17 protein-coding genes are annotated in these 19727 nt (G+C 32.2%); 7 read left to right on the plus strand and 10 right to left on the minus strand.

The features are described from left to right. Positions 1-2: 2 nt before the first annotated feature. From Q0842_RS00390 to glgA, 3 genes are read right to left on the minus strand one after another with little or no spacing between them, the layout of a single operon-like run. Positions 3-1940: an alpha-1,4-glucan--maltose-1-phosphate maltosyltransferase gene (locus Q0842_RS00390; protein WP_298492745.1), complete on the minus strand. Its 1938-nt coding sequence runs from the start codon at positions 1938-1940 to the stop codon at positions 3-5. A gap of 35 nt (positions 1941-1975) precedes the next feature. Then, entirely contained in the window at positions 1976-3241 is a 1266-nt protein-coding gene (locus tag Q0842_RS00395) for a glucose-1-phosphate adenylyltransferase (protein ID WP_298492747.1), read from the minus strand. A 31-nt stretch (positions 3242-3272) separates the two neighbouring features. After that, the gene (gene glgA / locus Q0842_RS00400; RefSeq protein ID WP_298492750.1) at positions 3273-4475 is read right to left on the minus strand and encodes a glycogen synthase; all 1203 of its coding nucleotides are present in this window, start codon (positions 4473-4475) and stop codon (positions 3273-3275) included. Between the two features lie 637 nt (positions 4476-5112). Between glgA and Q0842_RS00405 the strand changes: the two genes are divergently transcribed. The 3 genes from Q0842_RS00405 to Q0842_RS00415 are packed head-to-tail and all read left to right on the plus strand — an operon-like array spanning position 5113 to position 9262. Beyond that, entirely contained in the window at positions 5113-7467 is a 2355-nt protein-coding gene (locus tag Q0842_RS00405) for an outer membrane beta-barrel protein (RefSeq protein WP_298492753.1), read from the plus strand. Between the two features lie 15 nt (positions 7468-7482). Further along, entirely contained in the window at positions 7483-8493 is a 1011-nt protein-coding gene (locus Q0842_RS00410; RefSeq protein ID WP_298492756.1) for a histidine kinase, read from the plus strand. 4 nt (positions 8494-8497) lie between these two features. Then, on the plus strand, positions 8498-9262 hold the full coding sequence (locus Q0842_RS00415; RefSeq protein ID WP_298492759.1) for a LytTR family DNA-binding domain-containing protein: 765 nt from the start codon (positions 8498-8500) through the stop codon (positions 9260-9262). Positions 9263-9375: 113 nt separating this feature from the next. On the opposite strand, the gene lepA is transcribed toward Q0842_RS00415, so the two are convergent. Then, the gene (gene lepA / locus Q0842_RS00420) at positions 9376-11172 is read right to left on the minus strand and encodes a translation elongation factor 4 (protein WP_298492763.1); all 1797 of its coding nucleotides are present in this window, start codon (positions 11170-11172) and stop codon (positions 9376-9378) included. Positions 11173-11234: 62 nt separating this feature from the next. Beyond that, positions 11235-12332 carry a hypothetical protein gene (locus tag Q0842_RS00425; RefSeq protein ID WP_298492766.1) on the minus strand — a complete coding sequence of 366 codons (1098 nt, stop codon included), beginning with the start codon at positions 12330-12332 and terminating at the stop codon, positions 11235-11237. A gap of 54 nt (positions 12333-12386) precedes the next feature. On the opposite strand from Q0842_RS00425, the gene Q0842_RS00430 reads away from it, so the two are divergent. Together Q0842_RS00430 and Q0842_RS00435 are read left to right on the plus strand one after the other, a co-directional pair. Then, positions 12387-13610, plus strand: coding sequence for a M20/M25/M40 family metallo-hydrolase (locus tag Q0842_RS00430; RefSeq protein ID WP_298492769.1), 1224 nt, complete (start codon positions 12387-12389; stop codon positions 13608-13610). 9 nt (positions 13611-13619) lie between these two features. Then, a complete protein-coding gene (locus Q0842_RS00435) occupies positions 13620-14018 on the plus strand; it encodes a DUF4345 domain-containing protein (RefSeq protein WP_298492772.1) in 399 nt (132 codons plus the stop codon). Here Q0842_RS00435 and Q0842_RS00440 read toward each other — a convergent pair. The 4 genes from Q0842_RS00440 to Q0842_RS00455 form a co-directional block, all read right to left on the minus strand. After that, positions 13989-14192, minus strand: coding sequence for a hypothetical protein (locus tag Q0842_RS00440; protein WP_298492775.1), 204 nt, complete (start codon positions 14190-14192; stop codon positions 13989-13991). The genes Q0842_RS00435 and Q0842_RS00440 overlap by 30 nt on opposite strands. A 10-nt stretch (positions 14193-14202) precedes the next feature. After that, entirely contained in the window at positions 14203-14406 is a 204-nt protein-coding gene (locus Q0842_RS00445; protein WP_298492778.1) for a hypothetical protein, read from the minus strand. Further along, positions 14406-15797 carry a radical SAM protein gene (locus Q0842_RS00450; RefSeq protein WP_298492781.1) on the minus strand — a complete coding sequence of 464 codons (1392 nt, stop codon included), beginning with the start codon at positions 15795-15797 and terminating at the stop codon, positions 14406-14408. Before Q0842_RS00450 ends, Q0842_RS00445 begins: the two co-directional genes overlap by 1 nt. A gap of 142 nt (positions 15798-15939) precedes the next feature. Further along, positions 15940-16689 carry a prolipoprotein diacylglyceryl transferase family protein gene (locus tag Q0842_RS00455; RefSeq protein WP_298492784.1) on the minus strand — a complete coding sequence of 250 codons (750 nt, stop codon included), beginning with the start codon at positions 16687-16689 and terminating at the stop codon, positions 15940-15942. 179 nt (positions 16690-16868) lie between these two features. On the opposite strand from Q0842_RS00455, the gene Q0842_RS00460 reads away from it, so the two are divergent. Continuing rightward, positions 16869-17519 carry a hypothetical protein gene (locus Q0842_RS00460; RefSeq protein WP_298492786.1) on the plus strand — a complete coding sequence of 217 codons (651 nt, stop codon included), beginning with the start codon at positions 16869-16871 and terminating at the stop codon, positions 17517-17519. Positions 17520-17523: 4 nt separating this feature from the next. Next, positions 17524-18519, plus strand: a complete 996-nt coding sequence (gene dusB / locus Q0842_RS00465; RefSeq protein ID WP_298492789.1) for a tRNA dihydrouridine synthase DusB — start codon at positions 17524-17526, stop codon at positions 18517-18519. 1 nt (position 18520) lies between these two features. Here the strand turns inward: dusB and Q0842_RS00470 are convergent, their stop codons facing one another. Then, positions 18521-19726 carry an FtsX-like permease family protein gene (locus Q0842_RS00470; RefSeq protein ID WP_298492792.1) on the minus strand — a complete coding sequence of 402 codons (1206 nt, stop codon included), beginning with the start codon at positions 19724-19726 and terminating at the stop codon, positions 18521-18523. Between the last annotated feature and the right edge of the window lies 1 nt (position 19727).

Genomic DNA, 19727 nt, shown 5'->3' on the forward strand with positions numbered 1-19727 from the left:
AATTATTTGTTAATCTTGAAGATGTGAAATGGCATAGTTGGATGTAATTCCACATAACACCATTCGCTATTCCAATTGTATCGACTATCAGTTATTAAATCATGCATTTCAAGATTATGTCCATGATATACCCCAATTTCATGAAGTGGAACCTGAACAGTACCTTGTTGTGAATTATTATCATCTAAACTTATAATAACAAATATTTGATTTGTTCTGTCATCATTCCATTTATAAAATGCTAATAAATTATCGTTTCCTATGTGGCAGAATTTAATATTATTAGTTTGTTGAAGTGCAGGATTATTGTGTCTTATATAATTTATTTTTGCAATAATAGTTGTGAGTTTATTTTGGATTTCCCAATTATAATGAGTGATTTGGAATTTTTCTGAATTTAAATACTCTTCCTTTCCTAGTAAAGAATTAGATAGCATATATTCAAAAACAGGCCCATAAATACCTATACTTGAGCTTAAGGTTGCAGCAAGTGCATATCTTTGAATATGCTTAGATTCATTGGCGCCTTGTAAATGATATGGGTTTATGTCTGGCGTGTTTGGCCAGAAATTAGGTTGCATATATTCCTTTAACTCAGATTTAGTTAATTCTTCAACATATTCAATAAGTTCATGCTTGTTTTCTCGCCAAGTAAAATATGTGTATGACTGCGTATAGCCTTGTTTTGCTAATTGCTGCATCACTTTAGGTGCGGTAAAAGCTTCTGCTAAAAATATAACATCTGGATGTTTGGCTTTTACTTGGTTAATTATCCAATTCCAGAAATAGAATGGTTTTGTATGTGGATTATCTACTCTAAAAATTTGTATACCACAATCAATCCAATGCATTAAAATATCTAGGCATTCTTGCCATAGGTTTTTATAGTCTTCACTTTCCCAATAAATAGGAAGTATATCTTGATACTTTTTAGGTGGATTTTCTGCATATTGTACCGTGCCATCTGGTCGCCATTTAAACCACGATGGATGGTCTTTTACCCAAGGATGGTCTGGTGCAGCTTGTAAAGCATAATCCATAGCGATTTCAATATTGTTTTCTTTTGCTTTTTGGATTAAAGATTTAAAATCATCGAGCGTACCTAGTTGTGGGTGAATGTCTTTATGACCTCCATGTTGAGAGCCCACACCCCAAGTTGAACCAACATCGCCCTCATGAGCTTCGGTAGTATTGTTTTTTCCTTTTCGGTTTACTTCGCCAATTGGATGAATTGGTGGTAAGTATACCACATCGAATCCCATGTTTTTAACCCTAGGAAGCAAACGTTCGCAGTCTTTAAAAGTACCATGAACTCCTGGATGCTCTGATGCAGAACGCGGAAAAAACTCGTACCAAGTACTAAACCTAGCTTTTTTTCTGTCCACATAAACCCTGTATTCTTTTGTGTTATTATCAAGTATTTTTGTTGGGTTGTTAAAGAATATTTGATATAATTTATCGGCTGTAGCTTCTGTAATAGCTTCACCATAGTCATCTTCATTTTTAAATAATTTATAAAGATGTTCTAGGTATGCCTTATCGGTAGCATTTACTTTATCTAAAAGAGCTTCAATATATTCGGCGCCTTCAAGTAATTCAGAAGCAACATATTGGCCATCATTAATTTTTCTAATTAAACCATAACGCCAATTAAGGGCATAATCTACCCAAGCTTGTACTTTATATGTAAAAAAGCCTTGTTTGTTTACAGTAAATGAAGCTTGCCATTCGTCATTAGATGACAATGTCATTCTTGTTTCTTTCCAAACTTTACCATTTTCGTGTTTATATAGAATTGATGCACCCAAAACATCATGACCATCGGCCATGATATGGGCCTCTACATTAACAATTTCGTTAACTACACGTTTTATATAAAACTTGCCACAATTTACACTTGGTGAAATGTGGTCTATTACAACTCTTCTTTGGTCTTGCATTTTGATTAATTATAATAAGAAAAATAAAAGGTTAATTATATTACTGTGCCTTTTGGTATGGTAACACCATGTTTAATAACTACAATACCATCTCTAATACAATATGTTTCGGTTTCTGTATCTTCTAAATGTTTACCTCCATTTATTCTAACATCGTCACCAATACGGCAATTTTTATCGAGGATACAGTTTTTTATAAAGCATCGTTCGCCAATACCCATTAAATTTTCAATTTTATTGCTTTGCATATCTTCTAGCGATTCGTAATAATCTGCTCCCATCATATAAGTGTTTATAATGGTTGACTCTTTACCAATTCTAGAACGGATGCCTATTACTGATTTTTCAATTTTAGCAGCACCTATAATACAACCTTCTGATACCACAGCTTTGTCTAGAGCTGTACCAGCAATTTTAGTTGTAGGTAACATTCTTGCGTGTGTGTATATGCGTTTATCTCTATTATATAAATCGAACTTAGGAATATCATCTGTTAATCCTAAATTAGCTTCAAAAAAGGATTCTATAGTTCCAATATCAGTCCAATAACCTTCGTATTGATAGCTTAATGTTTTGTGTTTATCGATAGCCTGTGGTATAATTTCTTTCCCAAAATCGTTAGTATCTGGGTTTTTCATTAAGTCTACTAGCAAATCTCTATTAAATACATAAATACCCATGGAGGCTAGATAATTACGTCCTTGCGATTTCATGTCGTCACTTACTTCCGATGTCCAATCCGGTAATAAGCTAGCGTCTGGTTTTTCTATAAAAGAGGTGATTGTACTTTCGTCATTGGCTTTAAGGATACCAAAGCCCGTAGCGTCTTTAGCGGTTACAGGAATGGTTGCGATAGTGATTTCGGAGCCACTTTTTTCATGAGCTTCAATCATTTTATCATAATCCATTTGGTATAATTGATCACCAGATAGTATTAAAGCATATTCAAAATCATGTTGTAAAAAATGATGCATACTTTGTCTTACTGCATCTGCAGTTCCTTGAAACCACGTTTTACTTTCTGGCGTTTGTTCTGCCGCAAGTACATCAACAAAAGCACTACTAAAAAAACTAAAATGATAGGTGTTTTTAATGTGTTTGTTCAATCCGGCAGAATTGAATTGTGTTAACACAAAAATTCGCTTGATATCTGCATTAATACAGTTAGAAATAGGAATATCTACCAATCTGTACTTACCTGCAATTGATACTGCTGGTTTAGATCGTCGGTCTGTTAGAGGATATAGTCTAGAACCTTGTCCACCTCCTAGTACAATGGATAAAACTTTATTATTAATCATATCTTTTGGATTTTTAGTTAGTTACATTTATTTATACTAGTGTTTTATATAATTCTTCTACTTGTTTTGCAATGGCAATCCAATCAAAATAATCTTCAACACGTTTCCTTCCTTTTTTTGCCATAGTTTCTCTTAGCGTTTTATCACTAATTACTTTATTTATTCCGTTGGCTAAATCTCTTGAAAATTTATCAGGGTTAATAGGCTCAAAAGGGGCTTCGGTTTGTTGTTCTAGCGGAATAAGTAATCCAGTTTCACCATGAACAACCACTTCTTTAATACCACCAACAGCACTCGCAACAACTGCTGTGTTACATGCCATGGCTTCAATGTTTATAATACCGAAAGGTTCGTAAATAGAAGGGCAGCAAAATACATCGGCATGCGAGTATAATTGTATAATTTCTTCTTTAGTTACCATCTTATCAATCCAAATAACATTGTTACGTGTTTTTTGAACTTCACTAACCGCATCTTCCATTTCTTTACCAATTTCTGGAGTATCTGGAGCACCAGCACAAAGTACAATTTGCGTATCTGGATCAATATATTTTATAGCATTTACCAAATGAATTATACCTTTTTGACGAGTAATTCTACCAACAAAAAGCACATAAGGTTTCGATTTATCTACACCATATTCATCTAAAGTTGAAGTTTCAGGTGTTGTAACATATTGTTGAAGGTTTATGCCATTATAAATAACATGAACCTTATTTTCGTCTACATTAAAATGTTTTAAAACATCCTCTTTTGTTTCTTCAGATACTGCAATAAGTGCATCGGCCATTTCAATAGCTGTTTTTTCAACCCATGAAGAAGCGTCATAACCTCTACCTAATTGTTCACGTTTCCATGGTCTCAAAGGCTCTAAAGAGTGTGTAGTTATAACTAATGGTGTACCGTAACATAATTTTGCAACAATTCCGGCAAAATGTGCATACCAAGTATGGCAATGCACAACATCTGCATCAATAGGGTCTGCATTCATTTGAATACAAGTACTCAAGGTTTTAAATACCGATTTTAATTTATCATCAGCTTTATCAAAAGCATCATTATCAAAAGGAAATCCTTTAACGGTTAAATTACCAGATTTACTATCTTGGTCTCCAAAGCACCTTACGTCCATTTCAATTAATTTAGCCAACTCATCTGCTAAATATTCAACATGTACTCCTGCGCCACCATAAACGTATGGCGGAAATTCTCTAGTGTAAAAAAGTGCTTTCATAAATTAATAATATATATCGTATTTATTGTTAAAAATCTATTTCTAAAAACATAATAATCAACATTTTAATGAGGCTTGTGTCTTAATTATTTATAAATCTATTTTAAAAAATTAAGAGATAAAATTAAATGTAATATTTTATTAATTGTTAATAACTTTTAATTAATAAAAATATATAAATAAAATTGATGATATCAATAATAGTGTAGGATTAAGTGAGATTTGATTAGTTTAGTTGAATAGTTTTTTAATGTGTTATAAACATACAAAAATTATTCTTAAAAAATTTGAAGTCATTTATTTTTATGAAAAAAAAGGCAGAATTCTAATTAAAAGAGATTATCAATAAAAAAAACATGTAAAAGTTCAATTTTGGTTTTAATCATGCAATTAAAACAAACCTTGGTATATAATTATTAAAGAATTACTCTTCTAATCATTTATGATTATTACAAAAATATACGCTTTGTAAGCGGTCTTAATTAAACCTCTTTTTAATTTTTTTATAAATAGTGAGTTTAAGTTTATCAATAAAAAAGTAGTATTCAACTTTATTTTAGCCTAATTCATCAGAAACTGTTTTATTAAATAAGGTCTTCGGTATACATTTATCTTGTCAATTTTAAAACAAGTAGTTATGAATGTATTAATCAAAATTATTATAGTTTTTCTTTTAGGAGTTGTTACTCTAAGTGCACAAAATCAAGTTTCAGGAAAAATTTTAGAAAACAATCAGCCTCTAGAGTTTGCTAATGTTATACTCTATGAAGAGGCATCTAAAGAGGTTTTTATAGGTGTAATATCTGATGAAAAAGGAGATTATATTTTTAATAACGTAGTAAATGGAAATTATTATTTGGAAGTATCTATGTTGGGTTTTAAAACTAAAAAGTCTGAAATATTTAAGCTTGAGGCAAATAAAAAATTAGATTTTAATTTAACTGAAGAGCATCAAAATTTAGATGAAGTTGTAATTAAAAGTAAGCGCCCTTTAATTAGGCAAACCGCAGAAAAGTTAATTGTAGATTTAGAAAAGTCTGAAATGATAAATTCTAATCTTCAAGATGTTATGAAAGGTGTTCCAGGAATTTTAGTAACCAATAATGGTATAAGCTATGCCGGGCAAAGTAACATTAGAATCCTTATTAATGGAAAAACTACCGATTATATGGATATGGAGACGTTGCTTCGAGATATGCCTGCTGATAATATTGCTAGAGTAGAATTGGTTGAACAGCCAGGAGCAGAATTTGATGCCGAGGGTTCTGGGCCCATTATAAATATTATATTAAAGAAAAATGTAAAATTAGGCACACACGGAAACTTTATGGGGTGGTTTGGTGAAGATGAAGGTTTAGAATATGGCACGAGTGCATCGATAGCGAGTTACAAAAACAAATTAAATTGGCAAGCAAGCGCAGGGTATTCTGCACCTACATGGCGAGAAGATTTATTTATTAAAAGAACCGTTAGAAATGAAACCTATAACCAAGCTACTATTGAGCCTTACGACCCTAAAAGTATTAGAGCGAGTGCTAGTATTGATTACTATTTAAATGACGACCACTCAATAGGCATTGCCGTAAGAAAAAATTCAACAGATTCAGATAGGGATTCTAGAAGTTCTAATTTAATTACAACACCAACTACAACAGATAGATTATTATCTAAAAACAGCTTTAACAGAGACCAAGAGGTTTTTAATATAAACCCTTACTACGAGTTTAAGAACAAAGCACATAATCTTACTGCCGATTTTAATTTTGTAGATTATAAAAATGATAATACGAATACTATTTCATCGCTTCCAGAAAGTACTATTGCATATACAAACCAGCGCTATTTACAAAATGCTAAATACCAAATTAAAACTTATAAAGCAGATTATTCTAGACTATACTCAGATGATTTTAAGCTAAGTTTTGGCGCTAAATATTCTCAAGTAAATACAGATAGTGATTTAAAATCATTTAATGAAAATAATAGTGGTGGTTTTAATTTTGATGAAAATGCTAGTAATAGATTTTTGGTAGATGAAACTATATTTGCACTTTATTCAAAAATAAACTTAACCAAAGGAAAGTGGTCGTTCTCTGGAGGACTTCGATTTGAAGATAGTAACACTCAAGGGACTTCAAGCAGTAATAATGAAACCCGAAAACGTGAAATTTCTAAACTTTTTCCTAGTGCGTCAATTAGCCGAAAAATAAATGATAATTTAGGTGCAAGTGTGTCTTACAGTTACCGCATTCGTCGTCCTAATTACAATACTTTAAATTCGTTTGTTACCTATTATGATCCTTTATCTTCTGATGTTGGAAATGAAAATTTAAAACCATCTTTTACAAATAGATATCAATTTAACTTAACTTTTGATGGTCAACCATTTTTTACCATAGGCTATAATAAAACCAAAGATGCTATGTTTCAATATGTTTCTCAAGACGATGATACAGCTCAAATTGAGCGTACAACTATTAACCTTAACGAAAGTAAAAACTGGAATTTTAGATTATTTGGCCCATTAAGCTTTATAAAAGGGGTAAATGGTTATACGGGATTTATTGTAAATTATAATAAATTTGAATCTAACCCAAATAATTTAAATTTACAAAAATGGAGTTTAATGTGGTTTACACAAGCTAATTACGAACTTCCATGGGAAATTAACGCAGAATTAAATGGAAATTACGGAACAGGAGCTTTAGAGGGAGGTATTGATGCAGAGTGGTTTGCAGGGTTAGGTTTTTCGTTTAGTAAAAAGTTTTTAGATGATAAACTAAAAGTTAATTTAGGATTTAATAAAATGTTAAACAGAGGTTTTGTAGGTGTTATTGATTATAACAACCTATTTGCCGAAGTAGAAAGCAATCAATCTAGGCAAAACATTCAGTTAAGATTATCTTATAGTTTTGGTTCTAAATTTGGTAAAAAGAAAAGCAGACGTAATGCATCCCAAGATGAAGAAAACAGAATTAATGACAATAATTAATAAGTTTATCTAATTATGAATACGAAACTTAATATATCAGATTTTATAATATTAGGAATCTACTTTTGTATTTCCTTTATTATTCAAGGTATAGATTATTATGATAGAGGTGCCTTATTGAGAGAGTATTTCTTCGATTTCACTATCGAGTTAATTTGCGTTTGTAGTTTAATTCTATTATTTATTTACTGGTTAATTCCAAAATTTGTAATGGAAAAAAAATACGTTCTATTTTTTGTTTTGGCTATATTGTTAATGGTTTCTATTTCGGCAGTAGATTACACAATTGGCTTTTGGTCTGGAGATAACGATTGGAGTAAATACCCTAAAGGTTTAAGCTTTATTTTATTAATGATTAATATAAGTTCACAACAAATGGCTTTTCCTTTTGCCTTGTTGTTAACCAAGAAATTTTACGAAGGACAGAATGAATTTTTAAAAATTGAAAAACAGCAAAAAGAAAACGAGTTAAAATTATTACGCTCTCAAATAGATCCGCATTTTCTGTTTAATAATCTAAATACTCTAGATTCTTTAATTGATAGTAATACCGAAAAAGCAAAAGAATACATTAATAGGCTATCCTTAATTTATCGCTATTTAATAAAAACAAAAGATGCTGAGGTTATGGAACTTGCTGAAGAATTACAGCTTGCCGAAAATTATATGTTTTTAATAAAAACACGCTTTCAAGACGATTACGATTTTAAAATAGATAACAAGACAACCCTAGAAGACAAATTTATTCCAACCGGAGCGCTTCAAGCATTATTAGAAAATGTTGTAAAACACAATAAACCAATTAAAGGTATTGCTATAAAAACAATTATTTCAATTGATGAAGACCAACTTAAGGTTAGTAATACAAAATCCAATATTAAACCTAAAAACGAATCATTTGGTACAGGATTAGAGAATTTAAAAGCCCGTTATAAATTATTATCAGATAAAGAAGTTGTAGTTATTAATACCGAGCAAGAATTCAAAATATCCATTCCAATTATTAAATTAATAGAAGAAAACTAAAACAATGAATATTCTAATTCTAGAAGACGAAATTCCAGCATATCAAAAATTAGTATCCTTTGTAAACGATTATTTTCAAGATAATATACCACACCATTGGGCGCGTTCAATAGCAGAGGGTAAAGCCTTTTTACAAAAAAACACTTACGATTTTATTTTGTCAGACATTCAATTGTTAGACGGCATGTCGTTCGATTTATACAACGATATTTCTATAAATATTCCCATTATTTTTTGTTCTGCTCATGACGAATATTTGTTTCAAGCCTTTAACACCAATGGTATTGCCTACATTTTAAAACCATACACTCAAACCGATTTTAAAAAAGCCATGGAAAAATACCAATCGCTGTTTAAAAAAGGTAACTATAATATATTAAACAAAACTACCATTACAGAGCTTAAATCGGCTTTAAAAGAAGAACACACCAATTATAAAAAGCGTTTTGTAATTAAAAAAGCAACGGGCATTCAATTACTAAATGTCTCGGAAATTAGTAAAATAGAGGCTTCTGGCGATTTTTGTATTGCTACAGATATTAAAGGAAAAAGACATACCATTTCTCAAAATTTGGGAAGTATTCATCAACAATTACATCCCAATAAATTCTTTAAAATTAACCGAAGCGAAATTATTTGTATCGATGCTATAGATAATATTGAAAGTCATTTTAAAAACCGTTTACTCATTACCATAAAAGGTATAAAAGACAAGGCAATGACTAGCTCATCTACAACCTCAGATTTTAGAAAGTGGCTAGAACAATAGTTTTTAGGGCGTTACCACAAGGGTCGGGCTTTACGTTACAAGTCCTCACTCGTGCCTCGCTGTGGGCTTTTCTCTGCAATCCCTAACGCAAGTTATCCGCTAAAGTTAAGTAGTTAATCATTCAACTTCAATACCGCCATAAACGCTTGTTGAGGTATTTCTACATTACCAACTTGGCGCATACGTTTTTTACCTTTTTTCTGTTTTTCAAGAAGTTTACGTTTTCGCGAAATATCACCACCATAACACTTAGCAGTAACATCCTTACGAAGTGCTTTAATAGTTTCTCTAGAAATAATTTTGGCACCAATTGCTGCTTGAATTGGTATATCAAATTGCTGACGCGGAATTAATTCTTTAAGCTTTTCACACATCTTTTTACCAATATTTTGAGCATTATCGGCATGAATTAATGCAGAAAGCGCATCAACTGTTTGGCCATTCAATAAAATATCTAAACGTACCAGTTTTGATACTTTCATACCAATTGGATGATAATCAAAAGAAGCATATCCTTTGGAAACTGTTTTTAATCTATCATAAAAATCAAATACAATTTCAGCCAAAGGCATTTCAAAAGTTAATTCAACTCGCTCAGTAGTTAAATAGGTTTGATTAATAATTTGTCCGCGCTTTTCAATACAAAGAGACATAACATTACCAACAAAATCTGCTTTGGTAATAATAGTTGCTTTTATAAAAGGCTCTTCAACACGATTTACAGTTGATGGTTCTGGTAAATCAGAAGGGTTATTTACAATAAAGGCCTCATCTGGCTCTTTATTGGTGTAAGCATGATAAGATACATTGGGAACCGTAGTAATTACAGTCATATCAAACTCACGCTCTAAACGTTCTTGAATAATTTCCATGTGTAGCATTCCTAAAAACCCACAACGAAAGCCAAAACCTAACGCAGCAGAACTTTCTGGCTGAAATACTAAGGATGCATCGTTTAATTGCAACTTCTCCATAGAGGCACGAAGCTCTTCATAATCTTCTGTATCAACAGGGTAAATACCAGCAAATACCATAGGTTTTACATCTTCAAAACCTTCAACAATATTAGTTGTAGGTTTTGCAAAATCTGTAATAGTATCACCTACTTTTACCTCTTTAGCCGTTTTAATACCGGTAATTAAGTAACCAACATCACCGGTTTTTACGCTTTGCTTTGCTACCTGAGTTAGTTTTAAGGTTCCAACTTCATCGGCGTAATAATCTTTATCAGTAGCAACAAATTTTATATGTTGTCCTTTTTTAATTTCGCCGTTAAAAACTCTAAAATAAGTTTCTATACCTCTAAAGGTGTTGTACACCGAATCGAAAATTAAAGCTTGTAATGGTGCGTTTGGATCTCCTTTAGGAGCAGGAACACGTTTTATAATAGCTTCCAGTATATTATCAACCCCAAAACCTGTTTTTCCACTAGCATGAATAACTTCTTCTGGTTCGCAACCTAATAAATCTACAATATCATCGGTAACTTCTTCTGGGTTGGCACTAGGTAAATCTACTTTATTTAAAACAGGAATAATTTCTAAGTCATTTTCTAAAGCTAAATATAAATTAGAAATGGTTTGCGCTTGTATGCTTTGAGCTGCATCAACAATTAGTAGAGCACCTTCGCAAGCAGCAATAGATCGAGACACTTCATAAGAGAAATCTACATGACCAGGAGTATCTATTAAGTTTAAAATATATTTTTCACCTTCAAATTCATAATCCATTTGTATGGCATGCGATTTTATGGTAATACCACGTTCGCGCTCCAAATCCATACTATCTAGTAGCTGTGCTTGTTGTTCTCTGGCTGTTACAGATCCAGTAAAATCTAGCAAACGGTCGGCTAGTGTGCTTTTACCATGATCTATATGTGCTATAATGCAAAAATTTCTAATGTTCTTCATAAATCAAATCTCGTCTAAAAAAGATTTCGCAAAGATAGTTTAATTATTTAGCTATAAATATACTAATCTTGCCATTCAGCAATAAAAAGATTGGTGTCACGCCCTCCACCATTGTTTCTGTTTGATGAAAATGCTAAATATTTACCATTGTTTGAAAACACAGGAAAGGCATCAAAAGTTTCGCTGTGGGTAACGCGCTCTAGGTTTTTGCCATCAATATCAATTAAATATAAATTAAAAGGAAAACCACGTTCTGCTTCAAAATTAGATGAGAATAATATTTTCTTTCCTGAAGGATGAAAAAACGGACTCCAATTAGCATTTCCTAAATCGGTTAATTGGCGTAAATCGCTTCCATCGGCATTACAAATATACAGTTCCATATCGGTTGGTTCTACTAATCCTTCAGCCAATAAATCTTTGTATTCTTTTATTTCTTGTTCGGTTTTAGGTCGTGAAGAACGAAAAATAATTTTGGTACCATCTGGCGAAAAGAAAGCGCCACCATCATAACCTAACTCATTAGTTATTTGTTTAACATCTGTACCATCAATATTCATGGTGTAAAGTTCTAAATCGCCACTTCTAGTTGATGTAAATACAATTTTATCACCTTTTGGAGAAACGGTTGGTTCTGCGTCATACCCCTTTTCATTGGTTAATTGCTTTACAATATTACCGTTTAAATCGGCAACAAAAATATCGAACGTATCATATACCGGCCAAATGTATTTGCCGTTTTTACGCAATGGTGTATCTGGGCATTTTTCGTCTCCTAAATGTGTTGATGCGTAAATTATATGCTTGTTGTCTGGTAAAAAATAAGAACATGTTGTACGTCCTTTACCTGTAGATATCATTGGGGGTATGTTGTCTTTAAAAGTTTCACCTACATTCATTAAAAACATTTGGTCGCAGCTTACGTTCCAGTTTTTGTTGTTAGATTGAAATACAATTTGTTTGTCGTCAAAACTCCAATAAGCTTCAGCATTATCGCCACCAAAAGTAATTTGCTTAATGGATTTAAAATGTGTTTCTCCAGTAAAAATTAATGAGTCTTTTGTGGTTTTAGGCTCCTCTTGTTTTACGGTATTTTCTTTTTTCTCTTGTTTACACGCCAAGACTAAAAGTACGATAACAACGAAGTATATCTTATTCATTCTGAAAAATTTAGAAGTATTGATTAAATTTGAACAAAATTAATATTAATAACCATGAAATACTCAATAGTCCTATTTTTTTTGTTTTTCTTAAGTTCTTGTAAACAAGAAGTTGTTAAAGCAGTATCCATAAAAGACGATGTTGTTTTTTTATCTGATGATGCGCTAGAAGGTCGCCAAACCGGAACAGAAGGCGAGAAAGCAGCTGCAAATTACATTGCTAAGCGTTTTAAAAATTTAGGTGTAGAAGCAAAAGGAACCAATGGTTATTTTCAAGCTTTTACGTTTAAGCCCAAAACAAATCCGCATCAAAAAGTAAATTATACTGTAAAAGATGGAGATAGTACAATTACCGGAACAAATATTATTGGGTTTATAAATAATAATGCAGAGAATACCATTGCCATAGGTGCACATTTTGATCATTTAGGTTATGGTGCCGAAGGTTCTTTACATAGAGGCGAAAAAGCCATTCATAACGGAGCCGATGATAATGCAAGTGGTATTGCCGTTATGTTAAGTTTAGCTGAAAAATTAAAAAATAAAAACACGAACAATAACTATTTGTTTTTGGCATTTTCTGGTGAAGAAATGGGTTTATTAGGCTCTAATTATTTTGTAAAAAATGCCACTATTGATACCAAAAAAATCAATTACATGATTAATATGGATATGGTTGGGCGTTTAAAAGCCGATAGCACTCTTGCTGTTTATGGTGTTGGCACATCGCCCATTTTAAAACAAACTTTAAAGGCTCATAATAGCAATTTTAAATTAATTCAAAAAGAATCCGGTATAGGCCCAAGCGATCATACATCGTTTTACAATGTAGATATCCCTGTGTTGCATTTTTTTACAGGTCAGCATGAAGATTACCATAAACCAACAGACGATTTTGAAAAACTGAATTATGATGGAATGACAACCATTTCAAATTATATTTTTGAAGTTATTACAGATTTAGATAACAACGGTAAATTACCATTTAGAAAAACTAAAAACGAAAGTGAAGAAACCCCAAGATTTAAAGTTGGGTTGGGTGTAATTCCTGATTATATGTTTGATGGTAATGGCATGCGAATTGATGGTTTAAGCGAAGACAAGCCAGCACAAAAAGCAGGTTTACAGAAAGGCGATATTGTTGTTAAATTAGGTGATAGTGCTGTTACCGATATGATGAGTTACATGAAAGTTTTAGCAACTTTTGAAACTGGAAACAAGACCAAAGTTGTTGTTGATAGAAAAGGAGAATTGGTTGAGGCCGATATACAATTTTAAACATTTTAAATGATTAAAACCAAACAGGATTTTATTAATAAAATACATTTAATTATTTCGGTTTTAATCGTTGTACCTGTGTCTTTTGTTTATGGCTTTAATCCGGATTGGCAATTCGATATTCATTTAAATACTATTGATGAGCATAACTTTTTTAAAGCCATAATGGGTTTGTATATAGGGTTTTCAATAGTATGGGTATTAGGCGTTTTTAAAACTAACTATTTAAAACTTGCTTTAATTACAAACTTAATTTTTATGCTAGGTTTAGGCTCGGGCAGAGTGTTAAGTTTAATACTTGATGGCACACCAACGTTTGGTTATATTTTTGGAACTTTTGCCGAGTTGTTTCTTGGCTTTTACGGACTTTGGGTTTTGTTAAACCATCATACTACCACAAATACCTAAACTAACAATAACATAAATAGCAGCTAAAATAAATAAAACTTTTGCAGCATATTTATTCTTTTTAAGTACTGCAAAACCAATAATGGCTAGTAAAATTGCAGGTCCAAACATAATGGCAAGGATTAAGTAAATCAAACCATCTAAATTCATATTCGGACTTAATAAATGTATCATTTTTAAAAATTTAAAACATTAAACTACCGCAAATACCTAGACCAATAATAGCATAAACTGCTGTTATAATTAGTAAGACGTTAGAAGTCTTTTTCTTTTTTTGTCTTATAGCTATGCCAACTATTAAAAGAATAGTTGGTAGACCAAAAACTAAAAATATAAGTAAAATTATATACCAACCTAAAGCGGCACTTTCTAATAATATATTATTCATTATACTTCATTCCTTAATTCCTCCAAACGCGCTTTCTTATCATCCCTATAAAACAAATTCATGGTTTCAAAAGGGATAATTTTATTGTCTTTATCTACAATATGCACACACGATTTTTTAATAGCACGCACATCAAAGTTGTAAGCATCAATAAATTGCATGATAATAATACGGAATAAATTATCGTAACCCAAGTTTGGCGCATCAATATTAGGTAAGCAGCACATGATGCTTTTTAGGTTTTCTTCGGCTACTTCAACAGAATTTCCTGTGCTAAACAACTCAATCATTTTATCTTGCAATTGTGAATCTTGCTCGTAAATAATGGTGTTTTTACTATTGTCCAATAAATCATTCGGGTTAATATAACGTGTTAACGGAAACACTTCATCTTCCAATTTTAACGCATAACCCATAACTAAAGCATCGGGGTTACAAGGTACAGGAAGCAAATCATCAGGATTAAAAATATCGGTCTGTTCCATAATTTTACGGCGCACTTCTGTAAGTGTCATCCTATCCGTTTCGGGGTTAAAATTATCTAAACGGCCCGCAATTTGCGTGGGTTGTAGTGTAACTCCTCGCACGCACTTTTGCTTTAAAGCATAATCTATAATTTTTCCAATTTCGCCGTCATTCAGACCTTTTTGTAAAGTAACCACTAAGGTGGTCGATAGGTTTACACTATTCAAATTTTCAATAGCTTGTTTACGAATATGGTTTAAATCGGCGCCACGAAGTTCTCGTAATACGCTATTTTCAAAAGAGTCGAATTGTAAATAAATTTCAAAATCTGGAGCGTAGGTTTTTAGTCTTTCCGCGAAAGCGATATCCTTTGCAATTTTAATCCCATTCGTATTGAGCATTAAATGCCTAATGGGTAAGGATTTTGCATAATCTAAAATTTCCCAAAACTGCGGGTGTATGGTAGGTTCGCCTCCCGAAATTTGTACCACATCGGGCTCTTTTTCGTTCCTAACAATGGTGTCTAGCATAGCCTTTACCTCGTCTAAAGTACGATGTCTGCCATAGGTTGGCGACGACCCCGCGTAACAGGTTGGGCAGGTTAAATTACAACGGTCTGTAACCTCTACAACTGTTAGGCAACTGTGTTGTTCATGATCGGGGCACAAGCCACAATCGTAAGGGCAACCATAATCGGTTTTTGTATTAAATTTATACGGCGTTTCGCTGGGTTTATTGTAGTTTCTAATGTTTTTATAATATTCAATATCGTCTGCAATAAGCACTTTACTATTTCCGTGCTCTTTACAACGTTTAAGCATATAAACATTGTCGTTTTCAAACACAATTTTAGCATCTACACGCTTTAAACATTCGGGGCAAAGGCTTAAAGTAAAATCGTAATAGGTGTAATCTCTAACAGGCATATGTTGTGTTTTTATTGATTAGTTGTGCGTTACCACAAGGGTCGGGCTATCCGCTATATTTTTTTTAAAGCTTAGCTTCGGTGTCTTCAACCAAAAAATAATTTGGTTTCGATAGTTTCAAAAAAGGATGCCGCTTCTATCCCTAACGCGCGCTCCAGTTTTCTTTAAATTTAAAAATTGTAGTTCGGTAATACAGCAAACAAAGTATGCATAATATTTGGATGCTACTTAACCCAAAAACATAAAAAACATTCGGTTTTAAAAATTCAATAAAAAACCTGAATGTAAAATACAGTATCATAAACCATTTAAACAAGTCACCATTTTTAAGTTTTTTAGTTTTCTGTATGTGTTTTAATCCAAAAAATAATACTATTAAAAATACCAATTCGTATAAAGATGTTGGATGCCTAAGTAAATTATCTCCCAAATTCATCCCGAAAGCAGAAGTTGTTTCGTAGCCATAAGTAAACTCATTAATTCCCGAAAGGAAACATCCCACACGGCCAATAAAAATCCCTAAGATAATAGGAAACACAAATAAATCTCCCGAAGATTGGGTTTCACCAATACGCTTTTTAGCAAATTCCACACCCAGTAAACCACCAAACAAACCACCCATAATGGTTTTAGTGTTAAGAAGCTTAATCATGTTTTCTTGCGAAAATTCAATAAGTGGGTTTTCCAAAAATCCAACCAAACGCGAACCTATTAGTGCGCCTAAAGCAGCACCCAAAATAATTGATAAGCGGTTGTTTGTTGAAATTATATCAGTAGATTTTTTACGTAAATACACATAATACCTAAACGCTACAAAAAAGGCGAGGTATTCTAAAACCAAGTGAATGTTTATGTTATACCCAAATAATTGGGGCTCGAAAGGGATTTGCAAATAGTTTACTTTTTTATAAATGCTAATTTCGGTTATTTTGTTTGCTTATATGTGGTTATTTTAATTAAAATTTAATGCCCTTAAAATGGTTATAACACATTTAAAAAACTTCAAATTCTTTTAGTTTATTAGGTTCATTGTATATTTGCAGCCAAAATAAAGGATAACACATCGTTAAAATGTATAAAAAAGCACTAGTTTTAGTAGGATTGTTTTTAATAGTAACATCTTGTTGGAAAGATAAAAGTCCAGAAGATTTAATTCGTTTAAAAGATAAATTTAAATCTCAAGTAGCTACTTTCGAGAGTAAAAAAGAAGTTGCGAATAAAAATGTAACCAAAGGATTATCATCTTTGGGCGCTTTAAAATCTGCTTTAGAAGATGCTAAAAATGAAGACAAAGAGTTTGCAAAAGTTTATGGTGATTGGGAAAAAGTAAATAAACGAGTAAACAACTTAAATAAAGAATACGAAGATTTAAAAACCAAAGCAGCAAACTTATTTACTGCTATGGAAACTCAAACCAATAGCTTAAGCGACGAAAAAAGTAGAAATACACTTTTAAAAGCAATAAATAAAGCCAAAACAAAGTATAACAGTACATTGGCAAATACCTCAGAGGCTATAGGAAAACTAAGACTTTTACATAATGATGCTGTTGAGGTTGTTAAAGCACTTGAGGTGGCTGCAGCATTAAATTCATTTGATTCTATTAACGGACAAATGAAAAGCATAGAAGATAGAGTAGATGGTATTATGCAAGAGCTTAATGTAGCTGTTGTTGAAAGTAAAAAGCTTTACGAGAAAAAAATCACAGAATTAGGCGAGTAATATTTTGGTAAAAATAGACAACATAGAACTTCCAGATTTCCCATTGCTTTTAGCACCAATGGAAGATGTTAGCGACCCACCGTTTCGAGCATTATGCAAAGAGCAAGGTGCAGATGTCGTGTATACAGAGTTTGTATCAAGCGAAGGCTTAATTCGTAACGCTGCAAAAAGCGTTATGAAGCTTGATATTTATGAAAAAGAGCGACCAGTTGGCATACAAATTTTTGGAGCCAATTTAGATAGTATGTTGCAAACCATTGATATTGTAGCAGAATCTAAACCAGATATTATAGATATCAATTTTGGTTGCCCAGTAAAAAAAGTTGTGAGTAAAGGCGCGGGTGCTGGTATTTTAAAAGATATCTGTTTAATGGAACAACTTACAGCCGAAATGGTTAAGCGTACTAATTTACCTATTACTGTAAAAACACGATTAGGTTGGGATCATGATTCTATAAGAATAGTTGAGGTTGCCGAACGTTTGCAAGATGTTGGCTGTAAAGCTATTTCTATTCATGGGCGCACTCGAGCACAAATGTACAAAGGCGATGCCGATTGGAAACCTATTGCAGCCGTTAAAAACAACCCACGAATGCACATTCCTGTTTTTGGAAATGGCGATGTTGATACTCCAGAAAAAGCTGCTTTAATGCGTGATGAGTTTGGTTTAGATGGTGCCATGATTGGTAGAGCATCTATTGGAAATCCTTGGTTTTTTAAGCAAGTAAAACACTTTTTTAAAACAGGAGAACATTTGGCGCCAATTTCTCTAGAAGAACGTGTAGAAGCAGCTCGCCGCCACTTACAAATGTCTATTGATTGGAAAGGAGAAATTCTTGGTGTTTTTGAAACACGACGTCACTATACAAATTATTTTAAAGGCATTCCGCATTTTAAAGAATACCGCATGAAAATGGTAACTAGTGATAAATCTGAAGATGTTTTTGCTGCTTTTGACGAGGTACTTGAAAAATTTGCTGGACACCAATTTACAGAGTAAACTATATATTCTGTACTAATGATTTTGTAATTCTACTAGAAGCAATTTTTGAAGCTACAATCCCTAAAATAGAAATGGTTAAAAACACGATAATAAAGTTTTCAAACTTTAAAGTTATTGGGTAAGCGAGTGTTGGTGTTATCATAACCAAACTAAACGCTTTTTGTAAGCCAGTAATTATTAGTGCTAAAACCAAACCAATAAGCCCTCCTACAATGCTCATTAAACTACCTTGGTAAAAAAATATTGTCCGAATGTCTTTTACTGTGGCACCTATATTAAATAAGGTATTTAGACTTCTTTTTTTATCAAGCATCATCATAATCAAAGAACCTATTACGTTAAAAAAGGCAATAATTAGTACAAGTGTAAAAATGAGATATACAGCTAAATTTTCTGTATTTAACATTTTGTAAAGTGCATCGTTAAGTTGTGCTCTGTTTTTTAAAATTACTTTGTCGCCTAATACAGCTTTAATATTAGATATAGCCTCGTTTTCATCTATATTATTATTGAGTTTAAATTCTATAGTTGTAATTTGATTAGATTTATAATTAAGAAGATTTTTTGCTAAATCTAAAGGTGCAAAAATATAAGTATCGTTTAAATCTTCATTAATAAAAAACACACCAACATTAATAGCATTAATACTATTAAATGCATTTTTTATTGATGATATTGCTCCTTTTCCGGGTTTAGGAACATATATAGTTATGGGTTTCGTATAATTTAAAACCCCAAGAGATAAACTATTAGAAATGCCCCAGCCAATAACCAGTTGGTTAGATTTTTGTTCAAACCAACTTCCATGATCTAGAGTAGAATCAACATTTACTACGTTTTGAAAGTGCTCATCAACACCTTTTAAAACCGCAGGTGTGTTTTTGTTGCCAGAAGTTATAAAAACACGTTCTTCTATAACCTTAGAATAATAGGCAATGTCTGATAAATTATTTAGTTTATTAACATCATTTTCGGTTAGAATAAATGATTTTCCAATACTGGGTATAGCTTTTAAATCAGGATCAACTTGACTAGTAAACTGTAATGTAAAATCTTTTAAACCTGCAAAGCCAGACAGGACAATAAACAAGGATGCTGAACCAAGAATAACACCAATTAAGGCAATATTGGTTATAAAATTTATAGCATTGTTAGAGCTTTTAGAGCGTAAGTAACGTTTTGCTATGTGAAGAGGGAAACTCAAT

It is taken from the genome of uncultured Algibacter sp. (genome assembly GCF_947495675.1).
Taxonomy (GTDB): Bacteria; Bacteroidota; Bacteroidia; order Flavobacteriales; family Flavobacteriaceae; genus Algibacter_B.